An 18,741-nucleotide genomic window follows, 5' to 3' on the forward strand; every position below is an offset into this window, starting at 1 on the left:
CCGCGGGTGATGACGCCTTCAGGCCCCTTCAGTGGGCTAGGCGTTCTTCTCGAGCCAGTCGGCGGTCACTTCGCCTTCACCGCGCCACAGGTCGATGAGGTTGACCAGCATGAGCTGCTCGAGCTTGCCGCCGATGAACGGCAGGAACACCTTGGCCTCCGAGGAGGTGCGCAGGGTCGAACCGCCGTTGGTGGGGAAGAGCGACGTGGTGCCCTTCAACGAACCCGGACCGGCCGGAATCGACGCGTCGTAGTGGCCCGCGGTGACTTCCTCGTAGGCGTCGAAGTGCACGTTGCGGGTGATGACCATGTCTTTCTTCATCACCGTCTGCGCGATGTCGGGCAGTTCGGTGCGCGGGATGACGTGGTGCATCACGATGTCGATTCCGGCGTCGGACACCTCGAAGCTCTTCAGCTCGTTCTCCGAGTACTTACGCATCTCCTCGATGCGCGCGTCCCAATGATCGCGACTGGACAGCGCTGCATAGACCTGCTGCGTCGAGTGGGTGAACCGGGCGGAGTAGTTCATTCGGCGAGCCATAGTGCGCCAGGCTAGCTGTTCGCCTGTGCGGCGATCCAGTTACCGGTGAAGTCCTGCTCGTTGTCGATGAGCGAGAGCACCTGCTCGCTGATCATCGATTCGATCTTCCCGCCGAAGATGGGGACCTTGACCTCGGTGGTGCCGGCCAGTGCGACGGTCGTCGTATCGCCTTTGCCGTCGAGCGTGGTGGTGCCGGTGATGCGAGCCGGTGCCCCTTCGACGGTGGCTCCGAATGTGCCCTCGGCGTGGGTGCCGTCGAACGGTCCCCAGCTCTCGGTGCGTTCGATGATGAGGTCGCCCTTCTTGAAGGCGGTCACCGCGGACGGCAACTCCTCTTCGGGGACGGACTGGGTCATGACGACGTCGATGGTGCCGTCGCCGACGGTGACGCTCTTCAAGCTGGCACCGGGGCCGCCGATCTGCTCGATGCGGTCCTTCCAGTACTGCTCGGATGTCAGCGCTGCGTGGACCTTGTCGGCGGAGGCGGGCACAGTCGAGCTGTGCTCAATAGGGCGAGGCATCCACGCAGGTTACCGGGTGACTCTTCACGCCATGCGCGACCGGTAGCGTGAGAGTCCGTGTCTACTGCAATTTCGGAGCTCACCACAATCCGCGTGGGTGGCCCGGCCCGTGAATTCTGTGTCGCGACGACCGGTGACGAGTTGGTTTCGCTGGTGCGCGACGCGGATCGGGCCGGAACCGACGTGTTGGTCGTCGGCGGTGGATCCAACCTGGTCGTCGGAGATGACGGGTTCGACGGTCGGGTGATTCAGGTGACCGGCTCGCGGCTGGACATCGACGGCGAGATCGTGACCGTCGATGCGGGCGTCGAGTGGGATGCCGTCGTGCAGGCGACGATCGATGCAGGACTGTCCGGGATGGAAGCGCTGTCGGGCATTCCCGGAACCACCGGCGCGACGCCCATCCAGAACGTGGGTGCGTACGGGGCGTCGACGTCGGAGCTGTTGCACAGTCTCACCGTGTACGACCGGCAGACGCAGGAGACCTCGGTGTGGACGCCGGAGCAATGCGGTTTCGGTACGCACCGGTCGTCGGTGTTCAAGCGATCCTCGCGGTACGTGATTCTGGACGTGACGTTCGCGCTGAAGAAGACGACCGAGTCGCTACCGGTGCGCTACGCGGCACTGTCGGAGCGTCTCGACGTGCAGATCGGCGACGTCGTACCGGTGCCGGACGTACGCGGCGCCGTACTGGCTCTGCGCGGCGAGCGGGGGATGGTGCTCGACGCGAGCGATCACGACACGTGGAGTGTCGGATCGTTCTTCCTCAACCCGGTACTGCCCGAGGTGCCCGAGGCCGCTGCGCACGCGCCCAACTTCCCCGACCCCGCGGGAACCAAGATCCCGGCTGCCTGGCTGATCCAGAACGCAGGCTTCCCGCGCGGCTACGGCACCGAATTCGGACGAGGCACCGCGGCATTGTCGTCGAAACACGTGTTGGCCATCACCAACAGAGGCGGGGCGACCGCGTCGGACATCATGGCGCTCGCCGCGCACGTCCGAGACGGTGTGCAGGAGAAGTTCGGCGTCACGCTCACGCCCGAGTGTGACCTCGTCAACTGCGCGCTGGGTTAGAGCCGCCCGAAACGGCGCATACGATGGAGCTTTGAAAAGCCCGGCTCGTAGGAGGTAAATCAGTGCAGGTCACCAGCGTGGGACATGCGGGATTCCATATTCGGACCGACGCCGGGAGCATCCTGTGCGATCCGTGGGTGAACCCGTCGTTCTACGCATCGTGGTTCCCGTTCCCCGACAACTCGGGCCTGGACTGGGACGAGTTGGGTGATTGCGATTACCTGTACGTCTCGCACCTGCACAAGGACCACTTCGATCCACGGAACCTGGCCGAGCACGTCAACAAGGACGCGACGGTGCTGCTGCCGGACTACCCGGTGCTCGACCTCAAGCACGAGCTCGAGAAGCTCGGCTTCCACAAGTTCTACGAGACGACGGACTCGGTCAAGCACACGATCTCCGGTCCCAAGGGCGATCTCGACATCATGATCATCGCGCTGCGTGCACCCGCGGACGGTCCGATCGGTGACTCGGGCTTGGTTGTTTCCGACGGAAAGACCGTGGCGTTCAACATGAACGACGCACGGCCGGTGGACCTGGACGTGATGACCGAGAACTTCGGCCCCGTCGACGTGCACATGCTGCAGTACTCGGGCGCGATCTGGTACCCGATGGTCTACGACATGGTCTCGCGGGCCAAGAAGAACTTCGGCATCCAGAAGCGTCAGCGGCAGATGGATCGAGCGCGCCAGTACATCGAACAGGTCGGCTCCACCTGGGTGATTCCGTCGGCCGGCCCGCCGTGTTTCCTCGACGACGATCTCCGCTTCCTCAACGACGTCTACGGCGACCCGGCCAACGTGTTCCCGGACCAGATGGTGTTTCTCGAGCAGATGCGCCTGCACGGGCACGACAAGGGTCTGTTGATGATGCCGGGCACCGCCGCAACGTTCGACGGTTCCGAGCTGCTCTCGCACGAGCACCCCATTCCCACCGCCGAGGCGGAGGCCATCTTCACCACCGGCAAGGCCGAGTACATCGAGGCCTACGCGCAGCGTCAGGCATCGGTCATCGCGGCCGAGAAAGCCGGCTGGGCTCCGGCCGAGGGCGAGCCGCTGCTCGAGCCGTTGCGGGGGCTGTTCGAGCCGATCATGGCGCAGACGGACCTGATCTGCGACGGAATCGGCTACCCCGTCGGGATCACGATGGGCGACGAAACCGTCGTGCTGGACTTTCCGAAAAGGATTGTGCGAGAGCCGATCTCGGACGAGAAGTTCCGCTACAGCTTCACCATTCCGCCGGAACTGGTCCGCACCGCAGTGCGTGATCAGGAGCCCGATTGGGTGAACTCGATCTTCCTGTCCACCCGTTTCCGGGCCCGACGCGTCGGCGGTTACAACGAATTCCTGTACACGTTCTTCAAGTGCCTCACCGACGAGCGCATCGCCTATGCCGACGGCTGGTTCTCCGAGGCGCACGACGACACCGCCACGATCACGATGGGCGGCTACGAGATCCAACGCCGCTGCCCGCACCTGAAAGCGGACCTGACGAAATTCGGCATCGTCGAGGGTAAGAAGCTCACCTGCAACCTGCACGGTTGGGACTGGAACCTCGAAACTGGCCGCTGCCTGACGTCGAAGGGCCACGAGCTCCGCACGCAGAAACTCTGACTCCGCTGTGAGACTGCCCCCAAAATGACCCGGAAAAGTGGGGCAGTTCGCAGACGCAGGTACGTTGGATAACGTGCATGAGCAGGTAGAACAGACAAAACGGACGCGCGCGGTGTGGTTGATCGCCGTGCTCGTCGCCTTGGTGGCGTTGGTGGCAGGTTGCACCGTCGGATCCGGCGACGGAGGCTCGGGAGCTGCAGCCCCCACCACCGAGGCCGCGCCCGTTGCGAAGGTCACCGCGAACCCGGCCGACGGTGCCGTCGACATCAGCCCCGTCGCGCCCATCTCGGTCTCCGTGACCGACGGAACGCTCACCGACGTTGCGCTGACGAACCCCGAGGGCAAGGTCGTCCAGGGTGCACTCTCACCGGACAAGACCTCCTACGCCGTCACCGAACCCCTGGGTTACGGCGTCGAGTACACGTGGTCCGGCTCGGCTGTCGGCGGCGACAACAAGACCGTGCCCATCGAGGGTGCGTTCACCACCGTCGAACCGGACAGCCGAACCTCGGTGAGCACCAACATCGGCGACGGCCAGGAAGTCGGCATCGCCGCGCCGATCATCCTGCAGTTCGACTCGGCGATCGAGGACAAGGCGGCCGTCGAGAAGGCGTTGACGGTGACCACCAACCCGCCGACCCCCGGCGCATGGGCCTGGTTCCCCGACGACAACGGCTCACGCATCCACTGGCGTCCCACCAACTACTGGGCTCCCGGTACGACGGTGTCGGTGGTCGCGAAGCTCTACGGCGTGAACTACGGCGACGGCGCGTACGGTGCCGACGACGTCACCTTGAATTTCAGTATCGGACGCAGCCAGGTGGTCGTCGCCGACGCCACCAGCCACCGCATGCAGGTGGTCCGCGACGGCGCGACGATCATGGACATCCCCGTCAGCTACGGCGAGGGCAACGAGGACCGCAACGTCACCCGCAGCGGCATCCACGTCGTCACCGAGAAGCACGAGGATTTCCTGATGTCCAACCCGCCGTTCTACGAGAACGTGCGCGAACGCTGGGCGGTGCGCATCTCCAACAACGGTGAGTTCATCCACGCCAACCCGCTGACCACCGGCGTGCAGGGCGCGTCCAACGTCACCAACGGGTGTATAAATCTCTCCACCGAGGACGCACAGCAGTACTTCGGTACGGCGATGTACGGCGACCCGGTGGAGGTCACCGGCACCCGTATCGACTTGTCCGCGGCCGATGGGGATCTGTACGACTGGGCCATCGACTGGCCGACCTGGGAGTCGATGTCGGCGCTTCCCGCCGGCGGAGCAACCGCAACCACGACCCCTGCGACCACGGCACCTGCGACGACGACGGCACCCGCGCCCGCTGGGTAGAGCGCTACGCGCATGTGCATGGAAACTCGTAGCGCACTACGAGTTTCCATGCACATGGGCTACTTACGGGAGAAGCGCCCCGGGCCGGCCTGATCGCGCGGCTTGATGATGATCTGATCGAGGTTGACGTGCGACGGGCGCGAGGCCACGAAGCCGATCACCTCCGCGATGTCGCTCGCCACCAACGGTGTGATGCCCTGGTAGACAGCGTCGGCCTTGGCGGCGTCGCCGTCGAAGCGGACGAGCGAGAATTCGGTCTCCACGGCGCCGGGCGCAACCTCGGTCAACCGCACCGGCTTACCCAGCAGTTCGCCGCGTAGCGTTCGATGCAGCACGGCCTGAGCGTGTTTGGCGGAGGTGTACCCCGAGCCGTTGTCGTACGCCTCGAACGCAGCAACCGAGGTGATCGTGACGATGAGGCCGTCGCCGGAGTCGATCAGCTTGGGCAGCAACGACTTCGTGACACGTAGCGTGCCGAGGACGTTGGTCTCCCACATCCAGCGCCAGTCGTCGAGGTCGGCGTCGATCACCGGAGCCAGTCCCTTTGCGCCGCCTGCATTGTTGACCAGGACGTCGACGCGGGGGATCACCGCGGCGAAGGCCGCTACCGAATCCTCGTCCGTGACATCGAGTTCCAGGGCCGTACCGCCGATGTCCGACGCCAACTCCTCGAGCCGGTCGAGTCTGCGGGCGCCGATGACCACGTGGAATCCGTCGGCGGCGAGTTGGCGGGCGGTGGCCGCGCCGATGCCGGAACTCGCTCCGGTGACGACGGCGATTCGGGTATCGGGTGCGATCTGTTCGGGCGAGGTCATGGGGAAATTCTAGTTCGGGAGAAACAGCGCTTCTGGACGGGCCCGATTGGACAATTGGGCTTCGAGTGCTAATTTTGGACTCATGTCCGCCAGCGAGACCACCGCGATGCGGGTCACCTATGTGACCGCGTCCCTCGGTTCTCGCTTGCCGCTCCCTCGGGAACTGTGTTGTCTCGGCCAAGGAACCTGTCTCTAGCCTTTTTGCGCTACGGGCAGTTGATTCGCGTGTCGTGGTCCTTCGTGACCACCGTGCTCGCCCCTTGACCTGCATCACTTCGCACCGTCGTCGCTGTTCATTCGCGACGAAGGTCTCCACTGCTGAGGATCCACGACGGATGTCCGTAACCACGCTGCACCACCACCACGTTCGCCCCGCTCTGCGCTCGCCCGGACGGGTCACCGCTCCCGCATCCCGCGTCCAACTCGTTGCACCCGATCTGCGGATCGTCGACAGCCCCGTGGCGTCGGTGCTGCGAGTGGCCTGCGTCGAAGGCCCCATCTCACGCGACAGCGCAGCTCGCACAACAGGATTGAGCATCGCCACCGTCAACCGTCAGGTATCGGCTCTGCTCGGTGTCGGGCTGTTGCGCGAGCGCGCAGACCTGACGGCATCAGGCGCAATCGGACGGCCCCGGGTGCCGTTCGAGGTCAACCACGAACCATTCTCGACGATCGGCATCCACATCGGTGCCGTCGTCACCGGCATCACCGTCAGCGACTTGCGGGGGCGCATCCTCGGCGCCGTCGAAATCCCCACGCCAGGTGGATCCCCCGAGGCGGCGCTGGCTTCCGTCACCCGCAGTGCCGGTGCCTTTGCCGGCCGCTGGCACCGCCGCACACCGCTGTGGGTCGGCGTAGCCATCGGCGGCCGTGTCGACACCGCGAACGGCACCGTCGACCACCCGCGACTGGGGTGGGAGAACGGCCGCGTCGCCGGCATCATCGGCGGCGGACTCGGCCTTCCCATCTCGGTGTCCGGGCACGTCGAGGCGATGGCAGCCTCGGAATTGTTGCTTGCACCTCGACTGTCGGACACCGCGGCAGCGCAGAGCTCGAGCGGAACCTCCCTCTACTTCTACGCACGCGAGACCGCAGGCATGGCTCTGACGATCGACGGCCGCGTCCACACCCCGGCGAGCGGCCCCGGGTCCATCGCCCACCTGCCCACCGGATCATCGGCGCTGTGCGGATGCGGTAACCGAGGCTGCCTCGAGGCCTCCGTCAGTGATCGAGCGGTGGTCGCTTCTGCCGTCGACCGCAAAATTCTTGCGCCGCAACCGCGTCCGAGTATCGCCGCTGTGTACCAGGCAGCGCAGGGCGGTTCGGAGGCGGCGCGCGAACTGCTGGTCGAGCGCGCTCGGATACTGGGTCGGACGGTGGCGCTGCTGCGCGACATGTTCAATCCGGATCGCGTCGTACTCGGGGGCCAGGCGTTCACCGCGTACCCGGCCGGAATCCCGCACGTGGGCGAGGCATTCACCGCGCATTCGACGCTGGCACGCCGGGATATTCGCGTCACCGGATTCGGCGACCGGGTGCAGGAATACGCCGCGACGGTGGTCTCTCTCAGCTCCCTGTACTCCGATCCGCTCGCTTCGATGCGCAGGGCCGCCGCGTAGGTTCACCCACTATGAGCACCCCTGCAGCAGGACCGGTTCGCCAGGCCACCGGGATCGACGGAGCCAACATCGTCTACCGCGTCAGCGGTGACCCCGAGGCGAGGCCACTGGTTCTGCTGCACGGGTGGGCGCAGAGCTCGGCGTGCTGGGGCGAGGGACTGTTGGCGAACTTGGCCGAGCGGTACCGCGTTGTCGCCGTCGACCTGCGGGGTCACGGCTACTCCGATGCCCCTGCGGTGGGTTACGACGACTCGAAGATCTGGGCCGGGGACGTCGAGGCGGTGCTCGGCGCAGAGGGCATCACCGCCGACGCAGTGCTTCTGGGCTGGTCCTACGGCGGTCTGGTGATCTGTGACTACCTCGCCGAACACGGCACGGGCGCGGTGGCGGGCGTCGTGCTCGTCGGCGCGATCACCAGCATCGGCAGGGGAGAGGCAGGCGGACGCGTGGGGACGGCCATGCGGGCGGCGATCCCCGGTGCGATGGCCGAGGAGCCCCGCGTTGCCATCAAGGCGCTCGGTAGCTTCGGCAACGCGTTGACCGGGCCGACAGAAGGAAAAGGGACGGAAGCACAGGCGCTGTTCGGGTTGACCCTGTCGACCCGGCCGCGAGTGCGCGCTGCCCTGTTCGATCGTGCCGTCGGGCACGACGACCTGCTCCGCAGCCTCGATGTGCCGGCATTCGTGCTGCACGGCACCGAGGACACCGTCGTCGACGTCTCCGCCGGGCGTCACGCAGCGGAGTTGATTCCCACGGCCGTGGCGTCGTATTGGGAGGGCGTGGATCACGGACCGTTCGTCGCCGATCCCGAGAGGTTCTTCGCCGAGGTGACCGAGTTTCTCGACAGCCTGGGTCGTTCCGCAGGCTGCACTCCCGGATGGTCTGAGCCTGCCCGGTCGTCTGAAGGGGTAGTTATCGAGACGTAATGTGGAGGCGTGCACACTGAGGGAGTGAATGGACACCAGCTGAGCAGGGTCGCTGTGTTGTCCTTGCATACGTCCCCACTGGCGCAGCCCGGAACGGGTGACGCGGGTGGCATGAACGTCTACGTGTTGCAGAGCGCCAAAGAGCTGGCCAAGCGGGGTGTGGAGGTCGAGATATTCACGCGGGCCACGGCGTCGACCGATGCTCCCGTCGTCGAGGCGGCACCCGGAGTGCTGGTCCGCAACATCGTCGCCGGCCCGTTCGAGGGGCTGGACAAACACGACCTGCCCACCCAGCTGTGCGCGTTCGCGGCCGGGGTATTGCGTGAGGAAGCCCGGCACGAGCCCGGGTACTACGACCTGGTGCACTCGCACTACTGGCTCTCGGGTCAGGTGGGCTGGCTCGCGCGCGATCGCTGGGGAGTGCCGCTGGTACACACCGCGCACACCCTCGCCGCTGTCAAGAACGCCTCGTTGGCGCATGGTGACTCACCGGAGCCTGCGGCGCGCCAGATCGGCGAGCAGCAAGTGGTGGCCGAGGCAGACCGGCTGATCGCCAACACGACCGAGGAAGCGAAGTCCCTCGTGGAGATCTACGGGGCATCGCAGGACTCGATCGACGTGGTTGCGCCGGGAGCCGATCTGGCGCAATACAATCCGGGGGACAAGCTCGCGGCCCGCATCGAGCTGGGTCTGGACCCCGACGAGTCGATCGTCGCATTCGTCGGACGCATCCAACCGCTCAAGGCTCCCGACGTGCTCATCGCCGCGGCCGCCGAAGTGCTGCAGCGAGATCCGTCATCGCCGCTACGGGTCCTCATCGTCGGCGGGCCGTCGGGCAGCGGGTTGGATCGGCCCGACAGCCTCATCGATCTGGCCGAGAGTCTCGGGATCACCCCGCGGGTGACGTTCATGCCGCCACAACCGTCGTCGCGTCTGGCCCAGATCTACCGCGCCGCGGATGTCGTTGCGGTGCCGAGTTACAACGAATCGTTCGGCCTGGTCGCGATCGAAGCTCAGGCGTGCGGAACGCCGGTGTTGGCAGCCGATGTGGGCGGTCTCGGTGTGGCCGTGCGATCGGGCGAGACCGGTCGGCTGGTGCAGGGGCACCGCACCGAGGACTGGGCCGATGCGCTCGCGTCCATGCTCTCGGATCGAACTGCATTGGCGGACATGGCAAGTGCGGCACCTCGGCACGCCAGAAACTTCTCGTGGGAGCACACCGCGGACGGTCTCATCGAGAGTTACCGGCAGGCCAAATTCCATTTCGACCGCGGTGAGGCACCGAGCGAGTTCTCGCCGCGACGGGTCCGAGGATTGTCGAAACTACGCAGATCAGGAGCTGTGACTGCATGAGCGAGACCGCCGAACTGATCGACCGGGTCCTGAAGGATCGCGAACTGGACTACACACGGCGCGGCGAGGTGTTCACCGTCGAACTGCCCGGGGAACGCAAACTGAAGACGACGACGATGTTGACCGTCGGACATCACGGGGTGCGCATCGAGGCATTCGTATGCCGCAAGCCCGACGAGAACTTCGAGGGCGTCTACAAGTACCTGCTGCGTCGTAACCGTCGGCTGTACGGGGTGCACTACACCATCGACAAGGTCGGCGATATCTATCTCGTGGGCCGAATGTCGTTGCGGGCTGTCGACGGTGACGAACTCGATCGGATCTTCGGTCAGACCCTCGAGGCCGCCGACGGGGACTTCAACGTGCTGCTCGAGCTGGGATTCGCGGAGTCCATCAAACGTGAATGGGCATGGCGGGTCTCGCGTGGCGAATCGTTGGCGAACCTGAAGGCGTTCGAGCATCTGGTGGGAGCAGACAAGGCCGAGCAAGCGTAACTCGCTCGAAATGGGTCTGTGTGGCTGCCCGTAACGTCCGGTTCATAGCCTGACTCTCATGACCAGGCCCGAGGACGCCCGCCCGCCGGTGCTGCAGATGTTCGGTTACGGTCTGCAACACATTCTCTCGATGTTCGGTGGCGTCATTGCCGTACCGATCATCGTCGGTGGAGCGGCCGGGCTGTCCGGTGCCGACCAAGCCCTGCTGATTTCGTGCGCGCTGTTCGTCAGTGGCGTGGCCACCGTCCTGCAGACCATCGGTATCCCGTTCTTCGGCTCGCAACTGCCGCTGGTGCAGGGCATTTCGTTTGCTTCGGTCTCGACGGTGCTGACGATCATCGGCAGTGCGGAAGACGGCCGAACCGGATTGCGCACGGTCCTCGGTGCCGTGCTGGTGGCCGCACTGATCGGGTTGGCCATCGCGCCGTTCTTCTCGAAGATCATTCGCTTCTTTCCGCCGCTGGTGACCGGCAGCATCATCACCGTCATCGGACTGTCGCTGATGCCGGTCGCCGCGCGGTGGATCACCGGCCAGGAGATGGTGGGCGGTGCCCCGAACCCGAACTATCTCGATCCCGCCAATATCGGGCTGGCGATGTTCACCCTCCTCGCCGTGCTGGTGATGACCAAGATTCCTGGCCTGTCGAGGCTGTCGATTCTGCTCGGACTCGTCGTCGGCACCATCGCAGCACTGATCGTCGGCAAAACCGACTTCGACGGTGTCGGTGACGCGTCCGTGGTGGCCGTACCGACCCCGTTCGCGTTCGGGTCACCGATCTTCGCCGTCGGTGCGATCGTCTCGATGACCATCGTGATCCTGGTGATCATGGTCGAGACCACGGCCGACATCCTCGCCGTTGGAGAGGTCGTCGGAACCGATGTCGACTCCAAGCGCGTCGGTGACGGCCTGCGCGCAGACATGGTGTCCTCTGCCGTCGCCCCGATCTTCAACACCTTCCCGGCGACGGCCTTCGCGCAGAACGTCGGTCTGGTGGCGATGACCGGCATCAAGAGCCGCTTCGTCGTGGCTGTGGGTGGCGGCGTGCTTGCGCTGCTGGGCCTTTCGCCGGTTCTTGCCGCAGTCGTCGGTGTCGTCCCGCTGCCGGTACTCGGCGGGGCAGGCATCGCTCTGTTCGGAACCGTCGCCGCCAGCGGCATCCGGACCCTCGGCAAGGTGAACTACGACAACAACTCCAATGTGGTCATCGTGGCGGTGACCTTGGCGTTCGGCCTCATTCCCGTTGTCGCGAGCGACTTCTGGGACGAATTTCCGGACTGGTTCGTCACCATCTTCCATTCCGGAATCAGTGCCGCCAGCATCGTGGCAGTGGTCCTCAACGTATTCTTCAACGTATTCAGACCCGGTACGCCGCCGAACCCATCGGTGGTGGCAGCGGGGCCGGCAGTGATGGTGCGTGAGGACGAAGCACGAATACTCCGTGAAGGCGGCAGCTTGCCCGAGAAGGCCGAGCCCAACAAGGCTGTGCCCGACAAGGCTGCATCCGATAAGGACTCCTGAGTGAAATCCTGCGCACCCTCGCCCGCGCGAGTAGCGTCCCGACCCAGACGAAGCACATCTAAATTGGAGGACATCTTGTCATTCGTTACCCGCACGAGTACGCGGAAGGCAGCACTCGGCGGCGTCGCGTCGCTCGGTGCCATCGCCCTGATCGCAGGCTGTGGATCCGCTCCCGAGGACGAAGGATCGAGTGGAGGCGGATCCAGTGACTTCCTGCCCTGCATGGTTTCCGACAGCGGCGGATTCGACGACAAGTCGTTCAACCAGCTCGGGTTCGAGGGTTTGACCGAAGCCTCCCAGGAGCTCGGCGTCGAGCCGCGCACCGTCGAGTCCGCGTCGCCCACCGATTACGCCCCCAACATCAACAACCTCGTCGATCAGGGCTGCAACCTCATCGTCACCGTCGGATTCGATCTGGCCGACGCCACCAAGGTGGCAGCCGAGGCCAACTCCGACATCGACTTCGCGATCATCGACGACTCGACGATCGACCTGCCGAACGTCAAGCCGCTGACCTACGACGCCTCGCAGTCGGCTTTCCTCGCCGGCTACGCGGCCGCGAGCTACAGCACCACCGGAGTGGTCGGCACGTTCGGCGGCTCCCAGCTGCCGACCGTCACCATCTTCATGGACGGCTTCGCCGACGGCGTGAACTACTTCAACGAGCAGAAGGGCAAGGCGGTCCGCGTCATCGGCTGGGACGTGCCCTCGCAGAACGGCTCGTTCACCGGTGGATTCACCGCCAACGAAGTTGCCAAGAACACCGCTCAAGGTCTGATCGACCAGAACGCCGACGTCATCTTCCCGGTCGGTGGACCCATCTATCAGAGTGCGGCACAGGCCATTCGGGACTCCTCGCGTCCCGTCGCCCTCATCGGTGCGGACGCCGACGTCTTCGAATCCGACCCCTCGGTCGGTGACCTGCTGCTCACCTCGGTGACCAAGGGCCTCAAGACCAGCGTCGACGAGGTCGTCGCCAACTCCGGTGCCGACAAGTTCGACAACGCTCCGTACGTGGGCACCCTGGAGAACGACGGCGTCGGCATCGCACCGTTCCACGACTTCGAATCCAAGGTCGACCCCGCACTGCAGGGCGAGCTGGACACGATCAAGGCCGGCATCGTCGACGGGTCCATCACCGTCGAGTCGCCGTCGGCACCCAAGTAGCACCAAGCGGTCGTAAAGGGATATGAAGCTCGAACTTCGCGGTATCACCAAACGATTCGGCTCGTTGATCGCCAACGACCACATCGATCTGAGCGTCGAATCCGGCGAGATCCACTGCCTCCTCGGCGAGAACGGTGCAGGCAAGTCCACGTTGATGAACGTGCTCAGTGGCCTGTATCGCGCCGAGGAGGGCCAGATTCTGCTCGACGACGTCGAGCAGAACTTCGCCGGTCCGGGCGAGGCGATGACCGCCGGCATCGGCATGGTGCATCAGCACTTCATGCTGATACCGGTGTTCACCGTCGCCGAGAACATCGTGCTCGGCAACGAAACCACCTCGCTCGGTGGACGACTCGATCTCGTGGCAGCACGAAAGCTGGTACGAGAGATCTCCGCGAGGTTCGGCTTCGATCTCGATCCCGATGCTCTCGTCGACGACCTACCGGTCGGCGTGCAGCAGCGGGTGGAGATCGTCAAAGCGCTCTCTCGTGAGGCCAAGGTGCTTGTGTTCGACGAGCCGACGGCCGTCCTGACGCCACAGGAAACCGACGATCTGATGCGAATCATGCGCGAGCTCGCGGCGTCGGGCACCACCATCGTCTTCATCACCCACAAGTTGCGCGAAGTACGCGAAGTGGCAGACAAGATCACCGTCATCCGGCTCGGCAAGGTGGTCGGCGAAGCGAAACCGACCGCCTCCAACACCGAACTCGCGGCCATGATGGTGGGACGCGATGTGCAGCTGACGGTCTCGAAGGATCCCGCCTCTCCGGGAGAGCCGGCGCTGGTCATCGAGAATCTGTCGGTGTTCGACGCCCAGGGCAACAAGACCGTCGACGACGTCAGCCTCGAGGTCGCGGCGGGGGAGATCCTCGCCGTCGCCGGAGTGCAGGGCAACGGGCAGACCGAATTCGTCGAGGCTCTACTCGGGTTGCAGGACAACGTGTCCGGAAAGATCAGCCTCGACGGTCGTTCGCTGGTCGGATCGACGGTGCAGGACGTGCTCGACGCCGGTGTCGGCTTCGTGCCGGAGGACCGTACCGTCGACGGTTTGGTGGGCGAGTTCTCGATTGCGGAGAATCTGATGCTCGACCGCTCGAACAGCATGCCGTTCGTGCAGCGCGGAGCGGTGCAGCGCGACTATCTGGAGAAGTTCGCAGCGGAGAAGCTGAGCGAATTCGATGTGCGGGCACCGGGAATCGGGACCGCCGTCGGACGCCTGTCCGGTGGTAACCAGCAGAAGGTGGTACTCGCACGCGAACTGAGCCGCGATCTGCGGCTGTTCGTCGCGGCCCAGCCGACTCGCGGAATCGACGTCGGGTCCATCGAATTCGTGCACAAGCGCATCGTCGCCACTCGGGATTCGGGGATCCCGGTCATCGTGGTCTCGAGCGAACTGGATGAGGTCGCCGCACTGGCCGACCGCATCGCCGTCATGTATCGAGGAGCAATCGTGGGAATCGTCCCCGGGGATACGTCCCGCGAAACACTCGGATTGATGATGGGCGGTGAGCGTGGTGAGTGAGACCCAGCAGCCCCCGGCCGCTCAGCAGCCCCCCACACCTCCGCAGCCGTCCGCGTCACATGTAGTGCTCCGCCAGATCTTCACCGGCAGTGCCATCATCTCGGTTCTCGCCGTACTGCTCGCGCTGATCGTCGGTGCCGTGCTCATCGCCGCCACCAACACCGGCGTCCAGGAGTCGGCAGGCTACTTCTTCTCGCGTCCCTCGGACATGCTGAAGGCCATCTGGGATTCCGTTGCCGGAGCGTACTCGTCGTTGTTCCAGGGCTCGGTGTACAACTTTCGGCGGCCCGGATTCGAGAACGGTATCCGGCCTCTGCTCGAGACGCTGACTTTCGCCACTCCGCTGATCGTCGCGGGACTCGGTGTGGCACTTGCCTTCCGTGTCGGCATGTTCAACATCGGTGGTCGAGGCCAGATGCTCATCGCATCGGCATGCGCAGGCTGGGTGGGGTTCGGAGTGAACCTGCCGGCCGGAATCCACCTGCTGGTGGCCGTCGTCGCCGGAGTTCTCGGCGGCGCGGTGTGGGGAGGTATCGCCGGATTCCTCAAGGCGCGCACCGGTGCTCACGAGGTGATCGTCACCATCATGCTCAACTACATCGCGTTCTACCTGATCTCGTACCTTCTGCGAACCCCTGGAGCGCTGCAGGCTCCGGGATCGAACAATCCCAAGACCGCTCCCATCGCGTCGACAGCGGTGTTCCCCAAGCTGTTCGGCGACCGGTACAGCCTGCACCTCGGTTTCGTTCTGGTGATCCTCGTGACCGTCGCAGTGTGGTGGCTGCTCGAGCGATCCAGCCTCGGATTCCGCTGCCGGGCAGTGGGCGAGAACCCACACGCCTCACGGGTGGCCGGTATGAACGTCAATCGGATCTACCTCTACGCCATGATCATGTCCGGTGCGCTCGTCGGCCTGGCCGGAGTGGCCCAAGTGCTGGGCACCGTTACCACCGGCTTCAGCGCCGACATCGATGCCGGAATCGGATTCGACGCCATCACCGTCGCACTGCTCGGCCGATCGAAGCCGTGGGGTGTGTTCTTCGCAGGAATCCTGTTCGGCGCGTTCAAAGCCGGCGGGTTCGCCATGCAGGCGGCCGAGGGCGTACCCATCGACATCGTGCTCGTCGTGCAATCGGTGATCGTGCTGTTCATCGCTGCGCCGCCACTGGTGCGAGCGGTGTTCCGATTGCCCAAACCAGGCGAAGAGAAACTGGCGAAGGCCGAGACCGCGAAGGTGGGTGCACTGTGACCGCCCCCGTCGTCGCCCCCGCCGAGGCAGTACTCGGTCGCAGCTGGAAGGTGCCGTCGATCCTCGGGGTCGTGACGTTGCTTGCTCTGGTGCTGTTCGTTGTCAAGAAAGGTTCGGGCACAAGCACATTCGCATTGGCATCGGAGGACGACTTCTTCGCGCTGCCGGCCGTGGGTGTGCCGTCGTACGGCACCGGTCTCATCGTGGTCGTGTTGCTGGCCGTCATCACCGGCTACGCGGCGCTGCTGGCCTCGCGGTACCGCTCGACGCCGCTGTGGGTGCTTGCCGTGTTCGCGGTGTTGTTCGTGTTCGGCTTTCTCGCGTGGGCAGCCGACGGTGAGACCATCCCGGTGCCCGGATTGCTCATCGGCGCAGTCGCTCTGAGCACACCGCTGATCTTCGGCGCGATGGGCGGGGTGATCTCCGAGCGGGTCGGTGTCATCAACATCGCTATCGAAGGTCAGTTGCTCGCAGGTGCTTTCGTCAGTGCCGTCGTCGCGTCGATCACCGGGTCGACCTACGTGGCGTTGCTCGCCGCTCTGGTGGCCGGTGCACTGACCGCGTCGCTGCTGGCAGTGTTCTCGATTCGCTACTTCGTCAATCAGGTCATCGTGGGTGTGGTGCTCAACGTCCTGGTCGTCGGACTGACCAGCTTCCTGTACTCGGTGGTGCTCACCAAGAACGCCGAGACTCTCAATTCGCCACCGCGCTTCGCGCGCATCGACATTCCGGTGCTCTCGCAGATTCCGATCGTCGGTCCGGTGCTGTTTCGACAGACGTTGATCGTGTACCTGATGTATATCGCCGTGGCGCTGGTTTTCTTCGGCCTGTTCCACACCAAGTGGGGTCTGCGACTGCGCGCCGTCGGTGAGCATCCGCAAGCCGCCGACACCGTCGGAATCAACGTGGCTCGAACGCGATTCTGGAACGTCTGCCTCGCCGGTGCCATCGCCGGACTCGGCGGTGCGTACTTCACGCTCGGTTCCGTCGGAGCCTTCGGCAAGGAAATGACTGCCGGTGCCGGCTACATCGCACTCGCCGCGGTCATCTTCGGGCGCTGGGATCCGGTGCGCGCGACGTTGGCTGCACTGCTGTTCGGATTCGCGTCGAACCTGCAGAACGTGCTGGGCATCATCGGGTCTCCGGTGCCGAGCGAATTCATGTTGATGCTGCCCTACGTGGTGACCATCTTCGCCGTCGCCGGGCTGGTGGGCCACGTGCGAGGACCGGCAGCAGCGGGCAAACCGTACGCGTCCCGAAGTTAGCGGCCGCCCTACCTGACTCAGCGGTAGGGTCGCTGTCCGATGTGACCGCTTTCACTGTAGTGTTCGATCATTGTTGCCGCAGTTTTTCGAAGGAGAGCCATGAGCTTCCGCAGTCCCTTTCCCGACGTCGAGATCCCGAATCTGAGCGTCTACGACTTCCTGTTCGGGTCGATCGCCGAGTCCGATCTCGACAAGCCTGCTCTCATCGACGGCACTTCGGGTGACGTCACCACCTACAAGACGTTGATCGGCCAGGTCGACGCCATTGCAGGTGCGCTCGCTGCGCGCGGGCTCGAGGTGGGCGATGTCGTCGGACTGCACTCGCCGAACGTTCCCGCGTTCGCGTCGGTGCTGCACGGCATCCTGCGCGCAGGCGGAACCGCGACGACGATCAACGCTCTGTACACGGCGGAGGACATCGCCAAGCAGCTCACCGGCTCGGGTGCGAAGTTCCTGTTCACCGTCTCGCCCCTGTACCCGCAGGCGAAGGCGGCTGCGGAGAAGGTCGGCATCGACGCCGATCACGTCATCGTGCTGGACGGTGCCGAGGGGCACCCGAATTTGCGCGATCTGCTGACCCAGGGCGCGCCTGCCCCCGAGGTCTCGTTCGATCCGGCCACGCACGTCGCGGTGCTGCCGTACTCCTCCGGTACGACGGGTGTGCCGAAGGGCGTCATCCTCACTCACCGCAATCTCGTCGCGAACGTTGCACAGATGGAACCGCGGGTGGGCATCGACAGCGACGACGCGATCCTCGCGCTACTGCCGTTCTTCCACATCTACGGCCTGACGGTGTTGCTCAACATCGCGCTGAAGCTGCGCGCGCACCTGGTGACGATGCCGAAGTTCGACCTCGTCGAATTCCTGCGCATCATTCAGGATCAGAAGCTGACGTACCTGTTCATCGCACCGCCGGTGGCCGTCGCGCTCGCCAAGCATCCGATGATCGACCAGTACGACCTCTCCAGCGTCCACACCATCTTCTCGGGTGCCGCACCGCTGGACGAGGAGCTCGGCAAGGCCGTCGCCAAGCGCTTGAACACGCGGGTGCGCCAGGGCTACGGCATGAGTGAGCTCAGCCCGGTCAGCCACGCCATCCCGTTCGACCGTGACGACATGCCGCTGAGCTCGGTTGGTCAGCCCTTGGCCAACACCGAGAACAAGCTCGTCGACCCGGCCACCGGCGACGAAATCGAGCTTCCCGCAGAGGGATTGAGCAAGCCGGGCGAGCTGTGGGTCAAGGGACCGAACGTGATGGTCGGGTACCTGAACAACCCCTCCGCCACCGCCGAGACCCTCGACTCCGACGGTTACCTGCACACCGGTGACATCGCTGTCGCGGACCACGAAGGCGTCGTCTACATCGTCGACCGCCTCAAGGAACTGATCAAGTACAAGGGCTATCAGGTGCCGCCGGCCGAGCTCGAGGCCCTGCTGCTCACGCACGAGGAAATCGCCGACGCGGCCGTCATCGGTGTTCTCGACGACGAGGGCGAGGAAATCCCCAAGGCTTTCGTCGTCCGCCAGCAGGGTGCCACGATCGACGAAGAGAGCATCATCGCGTTCGTCGCCGAGCGCGTCTCCCCGCACAAGAAGGTTCGACGCGTCGAATTCATCGACACCGTTCCGAAGTCTGCGGCAGGCAAGATTCTCCGTAAGGACTTGCGGGCGTCGGAAGCTGCAGGCAAGTAACTCGTTCTTCTGCACGACCCA

The 18,741-nt window shown here is 64.8% G+C and carries 16 protein-coding genes; 13 read left to right on the top strand and 3 right to left on the bottom strand.

Annotated elements, in window-relative coordinates; all coding sequences use genetic code 11:
* Window positions 1-36 precede the first annotated feature (36 nt).
* Window positions 37-540 carry a DUF2505 domain-containing protein gene (locus ACQR3T_RS21305; protein ID WP_032380350.1) on the bottom strand — a complete coding sequence of 168 codons (504 nt, stop codon included), beginning with the start codon at window positions 538-540 and terminating at the stop codon, window positions 37-39.
* An 11-nt stretch (window positions 541-551) separates the two neighbouring features.
* Window positions 552-1,061 (bottom strand): DUF2505 domain-containing protein, encoded by a 510-nt coding sequence (locus ACQR3T_RS21310; RefSeq protein WP_428694755.1) that lies wholly within the window; start codon window positions 1,059-1,061, stop codon window positions 552-554.
* A gap of 57 nt (window positions 1,062-1,118) precedes the next feature.
* Here ACQR3T_RS21310 and ACQR3T_RS21315 point away from each other — a divergent pair, with 57 nt between their 5' ends.
* From ACQR3T_RS21315 to ACQR3T_RS21325, 3 genes are all read left to right on the top strand, one after another.
* Window positions 1,119-2,135: a UDP-N-acetylmuramate dehydrogenase gene (locus ACQR3T_RS21315; RefSeq protein WP_428694756.1), complete on the top strand. Its 1,017-nt coding sequence runs from the start codon at window positions 1,119-1,121 to the stop codon at window positions 2,133-2,135.
* Between the two features lie 62 nt (window positions 2,136-2,197).
* The gene (locus ACQR3T_RS21320; protein WP_094617487.1) at window positions 2,198-3,748 is read left to right on the top strand and encodes an MBL fold metallo-hydrolase; all 1,551 of its coding nucleotides are present in this window, start codon (window positions 2,198-2,200) and stop codon (window positions 3,746-3,748) included.
* A gap of 73 nt (window positions 3,749-3,821) precedes the next feature.
* Window positions 3,822-5,096, top strand: coding sequence for a L,D-transpeptidase (locus ACQR3T_RS21325; RefSeq protein WP_428694757.1), 1,275 nt, complete (start codon window positions 3,822-3,824; stop codon window positions 5,094-5,096).
* A 59-nt stretch (window positions 5,097-5,155) separates the two neighbouring features.
* Here the strand turns inward: ACQR3T_RS21325 and ACQR3T_RS21330 are convergent, their stop codons facing one another.
* Window positions 5,156-5,911: an SDR family NAD(P)-dependent oxidoreductase gene (locus ACQR3T_RS21330; RefSeq protein ID WP_057475129.1), complete on the bottom strand. Its 756-nt coding sequence runs from the start codon at window positions 5,909-5,911 to the stop codon at window positions 5,156-5,158.
* A 335-nt stretch (window positions 5,912-6,246) separates the two neighbouring features.
* Between ACQR3T_RS21330 and ACQR3T_RS21335 the strand changes: the two genes are divergently transcribed.
* From ACQR3T_RS21335 to ACQR3T_RS21380, 10 genes are all read left to right on the top strand, one after another.
* Window positions 6,247-7,530 (top strand): ROK family protein, encoded by a 1,284-nt coding sequence (locus ACQR3T_RS21335; RefSeq protein WP_428694758.1) that lies wholly within the window; start codon window positions 6,247-6,249, stop codon window positions 7,528-7,530.
* 11 nt (window positions 7,531-7,541) lie between these two features.
* Window positions 7,542-8,456, top strand: a complete 915-nt coding sequence (locus ACQR3T_RS21340; RefSeq protein WP_428694759.1) for an alpha/beta fold hydrolase — start codon at window positions 7,542-7,544, stop codon at window positions 8,454-8,456.
* Between the two features lie 24 nt (window positions 8,457-8,480).
* The gene (mshA, locus tag ACQR3T_RS21345) at window positions 8,481-9,809 is read left to right on the top strand and encodes a D-inositol-3-phosphate glycosyltransferase (RefSeq protein WP_428694760.1); all 1,329 of its coding nucleotides are present in this window, start codon (window positions 8,481-8,483) and stop codon (window positions 9,807-9,809) included.
* The gene (locus tag ACQR3T_RS21350) at window positions 9,806-10,303 is read left to right on the top strand and encodes a YbjN domain-containing protein (protein ID WP_032380356.1); all 498 of its coding nucleotides are present in this window, start codon (window positions 9,806-9,808) and stop codon (window positions 10,301-10,303) included. Before mshA ends, ACQR3T_RS21350 begins: the two co-directional genes overlap by 4 nt.
* Window positions 10,304-10,361: 58 nt before the next feature.
* On the top strand, window positions 10,362-11,822 hold the full coding sequence (locus ACQR3T_RS21355) for a nucleobase:cation symporter-2 family protein (protein WP_428694761.1): 1,461 nt from the start codon (window positions 10,362-10,364) through the stop codon (window positions 11,820-11,822).
* 75 nt (window positions 11,823-11,897) lie between these two features.
* Entirely contained in the window at window positions 11,898-12,989 is a 1,092-nt protein-coding gene (locus ACQR3T_RS21360; protein ID WP_242459136.1) for a BMP family lipoprotein, read from the top strand.
* Window positions 12,990-13,011: 22 nt separating this feature from the next.
* Window positions 13,012-14,514: an ABC transporter ATP-binding protein gene (locus ACQR3T_RS21365; protein ID WP_428694762.1), complete on the top strand. Its 1,503-nt coding sequence runs from the start codon at window positions 13,012-13,014 to the stop codon at window positions 14,512-14,514.
* On the top strand, window positions 14,507-15,763 hold the full coding sequence (locus ACQR3T_RS21370; RefSeq protein ID WP_428694763.1) for an ABC transporter permease: 1,257 nt from the start codon (window positions 14,507-14,509) through the stop codon (window positions 15,761-15,763). The genes ACQR3T_RS21365 and ACQR3T_RS21370 overlap by 8 nt, the downstream gene beginning before the upstream one ends.
* Entirely contained in the window at window positions 15,760-17,028 is a 1,269-nt protein-coding gene (locus tag ACQR3T_RS21375; RefSeq protein ID WP_094617474.1) for an ABC transporter permease, read from the top strand. The genes ACQR3T_RS21370 and ACQR3T_RS21375 overlap by 4 nt, the downstream gene beginning before the upstream one ends.
* 99 nt (window positions 17,029-17,127) lie before the next feature.
* Window positions 17,128-18,720: a 4-coumarate--CoA ligase family protein gene (locus tag ACQR3T_RS21380; RefSeq protein WP_428694764.1), complete on the top strand. Its 1,593-nt coding sequence runs from the start codon at window positions 17,128-17,130 to the stop codon at window positions 18,718-18,720.
* The last annotated feature ends 21 nt before the right edge of the window (window positions 18,721-18,741 follow it).

Source organism: Rhodococcus sp. IEGM1428, from assembly GCF_050321865.1.
Classification (GTDB): domain Bacteria; phylum Actinomycetota; class Actinomycetes; order Mycobacteriales; family Mycobacteriaceae; genus Rhodococcoides.

What these genes read in the sequence shown, in the direction of transcription:
- ACQR3T_RS21340 (WP_428694759.1), top strand. Translation starts at nt 7,542, where the DNA reads ATGAGCACCCCTGCAGCAGGACCGGTTCGCCAGGCCACCGGGATCGAC.
- ACQR3T_RS21335 (WP_428694758.1), top strand. Translation starts at nt 6,247, where the DNA reads ATGTCCGTAACCACGCTGCACCACCACCACGTTCGCCCCGCTCTGCGC.
- ACQR3T_RS21355 (WP_428694761.1), top strand. Translation starts at nt 10,362, where the DNA reads ATGACCAGGCCCGAGGACGCCCGCCCGCCGGTGCTGCAGATGTTCGGT.
- ACQR3T_RS21305 (WP_032380350.1), bottom strand. Translation starts at nt 540, where the DNA reads ATGGCTCGCCGAATGAACTACTCCGCCCGGTTCACCCACTCGACGCAG.
- ACQR3T_RS21380 (WP_428694764.1), top strand. Translation starts at nt 17,128, where the DNA reads ATGAGCTTCCGCAGTCCCTTTCCCGACGTCGAGATCCCGAATCTGAGC.
- ACQR3T_RS21310 (WP_428694755.1), bottom strand. Translation starts at nt 1,061, where the DNA reads ATGCCTCGCCCTATTGAGCACAGCTCGACTGTGCCCGCCTCCGCCGAC.
- ACQR3T_RS21350 (WP_032380356.1), top strand. Translation starts at nt 9,806, where the DNA reads ATGAGCGAGACCGCCGAACTGATCGACCGGGTCCTGAAGGATCGCGAA.
- ACQR3T_RS21365 (WP_428694762.1), top strand. Translation starts at nt 13,012, where the DNA reads ATGAAGCTCGAACTTCGCGGTATCACCAAACGATTCGGCTCGTTGATC.
- ACQR3T_RS21330 (WP_057475129.1), bottom strand. Translation starts at nt 5,911, where the DNA reads ATGACCTCGCCCGAACAGATCGCACCCGATACCCGAATCGCCGTCGTC.